Source organism: Caulobacter sp. HMWF025, assembly GCF_003060965.1.
GTDB lineage: Bacteria > Pseudomonadota > Alphaproteobacteria > Caulobacterales > Caulobacteraceae > Caulobacter.
In genome coordinates this window covers 1-7,372 of the sequence record NZ_QAII01000070.1, presented here as the reverse complement: position 1 = coordinate 7,372, position 7,372 = coordinate 1, and the positions used below count along the sequence as shown (strand labels likewise).

The following is a 7,372-nucleotide window of genomic DNA, read 5'->3' as shown; positions in this document are numbered from 1 at the left end:
CAGCACGGTCAGGGTTGTTCGTCTGCGCACCAAAAATTCGATTCCCCGCGCGGAGCGCCCCCACGTCCCGTGTAGTCGTGCCCCCCGCCCCTGTCACGGCCCGAAATGCCCGAGAAAGGTGAAGAGCGGCGCTTCCCACGCCCAACAAATGGCGCCCAAATGTTGAGCAGCCGTGCGCATCGACGCGGCGATGAGAAAAATCACCGACGGCGGCCGTGCTCCCGTTCTAGGGTAACGCACGGTGTGTCGGACTCGATGCGACCCAAGGCTAAAAAAGCGTGGATGAAGGCGTGGCGGCGAAAAACCAGGACATAACCGAGACACCCACCCTGCCAATGACAGAGGCGGCCTATCTGCCCGGCGTTGCGTATGACGAGATGTTCGCAGCCGACGGGGGCGTTCGTTCGCACTACGATCCCCTGCACATGCGGATGTCGACGCTCGGGGGCGAGGAACTGGCGGGGCGGCAGCGCACGCTGGAAAAGTCATTCCTGCTGCAGGGCATCACCTTCACCGTCTACGGGGCCGGCAATTCCACTGAGCGGATCATCCCCACCGACCTGTTTCCGCGCATCCTGCCGGCCAACGAGTGGGCGCGCATCGAGTCGGGTCTGACCCAGCGCCTGAAGGCGCTGAACCTCTTCCTCGCCGACATCTATGGCGAGCAGCAGATCCTGATGGACGGGGTGGTCCCCCGCGAACTGGTGCTCGGCGCGCCGTCCTATCGCCGCGAAATGCAGCACCTGTTCGTGCCGCACAAATCCTACGCCAATGTCTGCGGCTCTGACCTGATCCGCTGCCAGGACGGCGAGTTTGCGGTGCTGGAAGACAATCTGCGGGTGCCGTCGGGTGTCTCGTACATGCTGGCCAATCGCGACGCGGCCAAGCGGACCTTCCCGGGCACCTATCGTGCCGCCGGCGTCCGCCCGGTCGAGCGCTATCCCGACCTTCTGCTGGCCACGCTGAAGAGCATGAGCCCCGAATGGCGGCCCAACCCGCAGGTCGTGGTGCTGACCCCCGGCGTCTACAACTCGGCCTATTACGAGCACGCCTATCTGGCGCGCCTGATGGGCGTGCCGCTGGTCGAGGGTCGCGACCTCGTGGTCCATGACAACATGGTCTACATGCGCACGACCACCGGCATCCGCCGGGTGGACGTGATCTATCGCCGCGTCGATGACGACTTCATCGACCCCCTCACCTTCCGGCGGGACTCGTCGCTGGGCGCGGCCGGCCTGTTCAACGCCTACCGGGCCGGCAATGTGGTGATCTGCAACGCGCCGGGTACCGGCGTCGCTGACGACAAGGCCGTCTATGCCTTCGTGCCGGAGATCATCAAATACTACCTGGGCGAAGACGCCATCCTGCCCAATATCGAGACCTTCCTCTGTCGCGAGCCGGCCCAGCTGAACCACGTGCTGGCCAATCTGGACAAGCTGGTGGTCAAGGCGGTCGGGGCCTCGGGCGGCTATGGCATGCTGGTAGGCCCCCATGCCACGCAGAAGGAGCGCGAGGACTTCGCGGTCGCGATCAAGGCTGATCCGGAGAACTATATCGCCCAGCCGACCATCCAGCTGTCGACGGCCCCCTGCCTGGTCGACGGACGGATCGAGCCCCGCCACGTCGACCTGCGGCCGTTCATCCTGTCGGGCGAAAAGACGATCGTTACGCCGGGTGCCCTGACCCGCGTGGCCCTGAAACGGGGATCCCTCGTGGTCAACTCGTCCCAGGGCGGTGGATCGAAAGACACCTGGGTGCTGGCCGAGGACGGTCCCGCCCAGCCCCATGGCCAGCCGAACGGGAGCAGCCGCCCATGATGCTCGCTCTTTCTCGTTGCAAGAGGTCGCTCGCATGATGCTCGCTCGGGTCGCCGACAGCCTCTACTGGCTGGGCCGTTACATCGAACGCGCAGAGCATCTGTCGCGCCTGTCCAGCGTGATGCTCAACGCCACGCTCGACCAGACCGACTCGGGTGTACAGGCCGTATGGATCGCCCTCTCGGCGGTCGGCGAGCCGGACATGAGCAGTGCCGTCGGCTCCTTCGAAGCCGCCGAAGCTCTGGTGCTTGACCGGACGGATCCCAATTCGGTGGTCTCGTCCCTGGCCCTGGCCCGCGAGAACGCCCGCCAGGTGCGCGACCAGATCACCACCGAGACCTGGGAGCGGCTGAACCTGCTCTATCTGAAGGTCACGGATCCGGACGCCGCCCGCGAGTTCGCCGAAGGTTCAACAACCTTCCTTCATGACGTGATCGCCGACCTGCACCTGTTCAAGGGCGCGGCCGACACGACCATGAGCCACGGCGAAAGCTGGCGGTTCATGATGCTGGGCATGTATCTGGAGCGCGCCCAGCTGGTCTCGCGCCTGCTGGAAGTCTGCTTCGCCGAGACCCCCGGCCGCCAGATCAACGACCACATCGCCCTCGTCAGCCTGCTGCGCATGGCCTGCGCGCTCGAGCCCTATCTGCGGGTCTACACGGCCGAGATCGAGCCGCGGCATATTCTGGAGTTCCTGGTGTTCGACGAGGACTTCCCGCGCTCGATCCGCTTCTCCACCTCGCAGATCGAGGCCAATCTCAGTGCCCTGGCGCGCCGCGCCGAGGCGGGGGAACGGGCTGGCCCCGAGCGTATCGCCGGCCGCCTCAAGGCACGCCTGCAATATGCCGACATCCAGGAACTGGAGAGCCAGGGGGCCGGAGCCCTGCTGACCACCGTCGTCAATGAATGCGCGCGGATCCACGAGGCGATCTACGAGACCTTTGTGGCCTACCCGCTCGAAACGCGCCTGCCGGCTTAGGATGCGAAGCGTGACCCCCGAACCTGTCCGTGGTTTTCGGTGGCCGTCGCGCGCGCCAACAAGGACTTCCCAGTGCTTCTAGAGATCCGCCACGTCACCCAGTACCACTACGAGCGCCCGGTTCGGGAAAGCCTTATGGAACTGTGGATGCAGCCCCAGAAGTCGGCCCGGCAGCGCCTGGTCAGCTTCGAGCTCGACATCGACCCCGCCGCCCAGGTGTTTTCCTATGCCGACAGCTTCGGCAACGCCGTCTATCATTTCGACGTTCCGCAGCCGCACGACAAGCTGACGATCATTGCGCGTTCGGCGGTCGAGACCGAAGCGCCCGGAGATCGCCCTGCGGCGCTCGATATGGGCGAATGGGACCGCCTGCGCAGCGAATTCGTGCGCGGCGAGTGCTTCGACTTCCTGCGCCCCCACGGCTTCGTCAAATCCTCCGAGGCCCTGTCCACCTTCGTCAACGAGCACAATCTCGACGACCTGCGCCGCCGGGATCCCCTGACCGCCGTGCGGATCCTGTCGGAGACGATCTACAAGGCTTTTGAGTATCAACCCGGGGTGACCGACGCAGACAGCCCCATCGACCTGGCGCTCAGTGCCGGTCGCGGGGTCTGCCAGGACTTCGCCCATATCATGCTGGCCATCTGCCGCGACTGGGGCCTGCCGGCCCGCTACGTCTCCGGCTATCTGTTCACGGACCGCGAGGCCGGCGATCGCTCGGACCCTGATGCCACCCATGCCTGGGTCGAGGTTTTCCTGCCCAGCTTGCGCTGGGTGGGCTTTGACCCGACCAACAATGTGATGGCCGGCGAGCGCCACGTCGCCGTGGCCGTGGGCCGGGACTATACCGACGTGACGCCGTCGCGGGGCGTCTACAAGGGCGACTCTGACAGTGATCTGGCGGTCGGGGTTTCGGTCCGCCGCGCCCGCGCCGCCCTGTCGGAACCGGAATTCCTGCGGATGGCCCGGCCCAACTTCTCGGGTGGCCGCCGTCGCGCCGAACGGGCTGCGCTCCGGCAGGACCTGCATCAGCAGCAGCAGCAGGCCCAGCAGCAGCAGTAAGGACGGGGCATACCCCGGGACCGGCTGCCCCGGTAGGGCAAGCCGGCCAGGGCGCACCTAGGCCGGGAAGACGTGCGCCTTGCGGGCGGCCAGTCGCACTGTTCCGGTGAAGTGTTCAGCCTGGTCCCGCGAGGTGACCACATCGATCCGGCGACCGTCGGCCGTCTCGGCATCGACATGGGCCAGCGCGCCCTGGATGTGCACCCGGTTTACCCGAACCTCAAAGCCCGAGCCGTCCAGCGAGAAGTCATGGGGCCGGGCAAAGGCCACGGCCGGACCATCGGCCAGGCCCGTGGCCGGCAGGAAAACCGAACCCGAGGTGAACCGGCCGCCCGACACGACGCCCTCAAAGCGATTGGACTCGCCCACAAAGCCGCAGACGAAGGGCGAAACCGGATGGTCGTGCACCTGCTCGGGCGTGCCGACCTGTTCGATGACTCCCTGGTTGAGGATCGCCACCCGGTCAGCCAGGTCCAGCGCCTCTTCCTGGTCGTGGGTCACGAAGATGGTCGTCACGCCGGTCGCGTCATGGACCCGGCGCAGTTCCTTGCGCAGCGACTTGCGAACCGTGGCATCCAGCGCCCCGAACGGCTCGTCGAGCAGCAGCACGCTGGGCTGCACGGCCAGAGCCCGCGACAGGGCCACGCGCTGGCGCTGTCCGCCGGACAGCTGCGACGGATAGCGCCCGCCCAGGCCTTCCAGTTCGACCAGGCGCAGCAGTTCATCGACCCGACGGGTGATCTCGACCTTGGAGGGCTTGTCCTTGCCCTTGCGGACGTCGAGACCGAACGCAATGTTTTTGGCCACGGTCATGTGCTTGAACAGCGCATATTGCTGGAACACGAAGCCCACACGCCGCGCGGCGGCCGAGGCGAAGGTGACGTCCTGGTCGTGGAACAGGACCTGACCCGCATCCGGGAATTCCAGACCGGCGATCACCCGCAGCAGGGTTGTCTTGCCCGAGCCCGAAGGCCCCAGCAGGGCCAGGAGTTCGCCGTCGGCGATCTCGAGCCCGACCTTGTTCAGCGCCGGATAGCGCCCGAACTTCTTTTCGACGGAACGGATGGAGATGGTCATGGGGTCAGACGTTCCGATCAGTGACCGCTGCGCCCGCGCACGGCGGGCTGGGCGACTTCGAGCGCGGTCTTGAGGACGAGGGTCACGATCGCCAGCAGACACAGCAGGGCGGCGACGGCGAAGGCTCCGACGAAATCATACTCGTTATAGAGGATCTCGACGTGTAGCGGCATGGTGTTGGTCAGGCCCCGGATATGGCCGCTGACCACCGATACTGCCCCGAACTCGCCCATGGCGCGGGCATTGCACAGCAGGACGCCGTAGAGCAGGCCCCAGCGCACATTGGGCGCGGTCACCCGCCAGAAGGTGTAGAGCCCCGATGCGCCCATCGAGACGGCCGCCTCCTCCTCGCTGACGCCCTGTTCCTGCATCAGCGGAATGAGCTCGCGGGCGATGAACGGAAAGGTCACGAAGATCGTGGCCAGCACGATACCCGGCACGGCGAAGATGATCTTGATGTCGTGGTCGATGAGCCGCTCGCCGAACCAGCCCTGCAGGCCGAAGACCAGCACATAGATCAGGCCCGCCACGACCGGCGACACCGAGAACGGCAGGTCAATCAGGGTGATCAGCAGGCTCTTGCCCGGAAAGTCATGCTTGGCGACCGCCCAGGCCGCGCAGAGCCCGAACACCACATTGAACGGCACCGTGATCGCGGCGGTCAGCAGGGTCAGTTTCACGGCGGCCAGGGCATCAGGGTTGGAGATCGCCTCAAGTGCAGGCTGCAGGCCCTTGCGCAGGGCCTCGGCGAACACCGCTGCCAGCGGCAGCACCAGGACAAGCCCCAGGAACAGCAGGACGAGCCCGATGATCAGGACCTTGGCCCAGACCGGATCGTCCGTGGAACGGCGATGAGCAGCCATCAGGAGAACCTTCTCGCCCAGGCCTGGACGGCATTGATGATCAGCAGCATCAGGAACGAGACCGCCAGCATCACCACGGCGATCGCGGCAGCATGGGCATATTCGAACTGCTCCAGCTGGATGATGATCAGCAGAGGCGCAATCTCGGACTTGAAGGGCATGTTGCCGGCGATGAAGATCACCGAGCCGTACTCACCGATGCCCCGGGCAAAGGCCAGGGCAAAGCCGGTGAGCCACGAAGGCCCCAGGGCGGGCAGCACGATCCGGAAGATGGTCGACAGACGTCCGGCACCGAGACTGGCCGCAGCCTCTTCGACATCGTCGGACAGGTCGCGCAGGACCGGTTCGATGGTCCGCACAACGAACGGCAGGCCGATGAACACCAGGGCAATGGTCACGCCGATCGGGTTGTAGGCGGCCTTGATGCCGAGCGGGGTCAGCAGTGAGCCCACCCAGCCGTTGGGCGCATAGAGAGTCGCCAGCGCGATCCCCGCCACCGCCGTCGGCAGGGCAAAGGGCAGATCAACGAGCGCATTGACCAGGGCCTTGCCCGGAAACTCGTAGCGAACCAATGCCCAGGCGGTCAGCACGCCGAACACACCATTGATCACGGCGGCCACAAAGGCCGCGCCGAAGGTTAGCCGGTAGGCCGCCATGGCCCGTTGCGAAAAGGCGACGGCCAGAAACTCGGACGGCGACAGCTGGGCCGCCTTGAGGGCCACGGCCGACAGCGGGATGAGCACGATCAGTGACAGGACCGTCAGGGTCACGCCGAGGGTCAGGGTAAAGCCCGGAATGGCCGACCGGCGGCGAAACAGGGGCCTCCCGGTGGGACGGATCGCGATCGCGGTCTCGGCGGTCATGGTCTGATCGTCGTCCTGGTCCAGCGAAGGCGGGGCAATAAAACGTGTCGGGCGGCAAAGAGGTCCCGGTTGCCCGGCTCAGTCCTGCTTAAATCCCTAGCGGGCAGATGGGGTCAATTGAGTTTTCCCCCGCTCAGGCGTCAGAAAAACTCACCCACACGGCACAAACAAGCCCGGGATCAGGACGGCAAGGCCCTGACGGTGGGGGCTGGAGGCGAGCAGGTTTGGCCTCAGCCGCCTGGACCGCCCGAACTTCGCCACAAGTTTAACGTGAAATTGGTAGGCCGGGAGGGGTTCGAACCCTCGACCATTCGATTAAAAGTCGAATGCTCTACCACTGAGCTACCGGCCCGCTCGCGACGCGGCGGGAAGCCGGTGAGAAGCGGCGCGGAACATAGTCGGGGGCCGGGCATGCCGCAAGCACGCTTTCGCCCACAACAGGATTAGTCGACGGCGCGACCCGCGCCTTGGGGTTTAGAGATGCGAGCAGGCCGCCTGACCACAGTGATTTTGCCGATGATCGCCTTCGGATCCGTCGCCTTCGCCCAGGAGCAGACTGTCCCGACGGCCGAATCACAACGCATCCAGACAACAAGCGAGGCCAATCGCGACGGCCTGAGCGGTGCCGTCAGCGCGCCGCTGCGGGATGTGAACCTGCTGCGCACCAAGATCCCGCCGATCCTGCTCGAGGCGATGAAGGATCCCTATGCC

At 65.7% G+C, this 7,372-nt stretch carries 6 protein-coding genes, 1 tRNA gene and 1 pseudogene; 4 read left to right on the top strand and 4 right to left on the bottom strand.

Annotated elements, in window-relative coordinates:
* Nucleotides 1-335 precede the first annotated feature (335 nt).
* The 3 genes from DBR10_RS08690 (at nucleotide 336) to DBR10_RS08680 (ending at nucleotide 3,858) form a co-directional block, all read left to right on the top strand.
* Nucleotides 336-1,817, top strand: a complete 1,482-nt coding sequence (locus DBR10_RS08690; protein ID WP_442861110.1) for a circularly permuted type 2 ATP-grasp protein — start codon at nucleotides 336-338, stop codon at nucleotides 1,815-1,817.
* 34 nt (nucleotides 1,818-1,851) lie between these two features.
* Complete coding sequence (locus DBR10_RS08685; protein WP_108504417.1) at nucleotides 1,852-2,796, top strand: alpha-E domain-containing protein; 945 nt, start codon at nucleotides 1,852-1,854, stop codon at nucleotides 2,794-2,796.
* 72 nt (nucleotides 2,797-2,868) lie between these two features.
* A complete protein-coding gene (locus DBR10_RS08680; protein WP_108504419.1) occupies nucleotides 2,869-3,858 on the top strand; it encodes a transglutaminase family protein in 990 nt (329 codons plus the stop codon).
* Between the two features lie 57 nt (nucleotides 3,859-3,915).
* On the opposite strand, the gene DBR10_RS08675 is transcribed toward DBR10_RS08680, so the two are convergent.
* The 4 genes from DBR10_RS08675 to DBR10_RS08660 all read right to left on the bottom strand — a co-directional run bounded on the left by DBR10_RS08675 (nucleotide 3,916) and on the right by DBR10_RS08660 (nucleotide 7,013).
* Complete coding sequence (locus DBR10_RS08675) at nucleotides 3,916-4,935, bottom strand: sulfate/molybdate ABC transporter ATP-binding protein (protein WP_108504416.1); 1,020 nt, start codon at nucleotides 4,933-4,935, stop codon at nucleotides 3,916-3,918.
* A 17-nt stretch (nucleotides 4,936-4,952) separates the two neighbouring features.
* Nucleotides 4,953-5,798 carry a sulfate ABC transporter permease subunit CysW gene (cysW, locus tag DBR10_RS08670; protein ID WP_108504415.1) on the bottom strand — a complete coding sequence of 282 codons (846 nt, stop codon included), beginning with the start codon at nucleotides 5,796-5,798 and terminating at the stop codon, nucleotides 4,953-4,955.
* Entirely contained in the window at nucleotides 5,798-6,661 is an 864-nt protein-coding gene (cysT, locus tag DBR10_RS08665) for a sulfate ABC transporter permease subunit CysT (RefSeq protein WP_108504414.1), read from the bottom strand. Before cysT ends, cysW begins: the two co-directional genes overlap by 1 nt.
* 277 nt (nucleotides 6,662-6,938) lie before the next feature.
* A tRNA-Lys gene (locus tag DBR10_RS08660) sits at nucleotides 6,939-7,013 on the bottom strand.
* Nucleotides 7,014-7,141: 128 nt separating this feature from the next.
* Here DBR10_RS08660 and DBR10_RS19835 point away from each other — a divergent pair.
* Nucleotides 7,142-7,372: pseudogene (locus DBR10_RS19835) on the top strand (hypothetical protein); the annotation flags it as partial.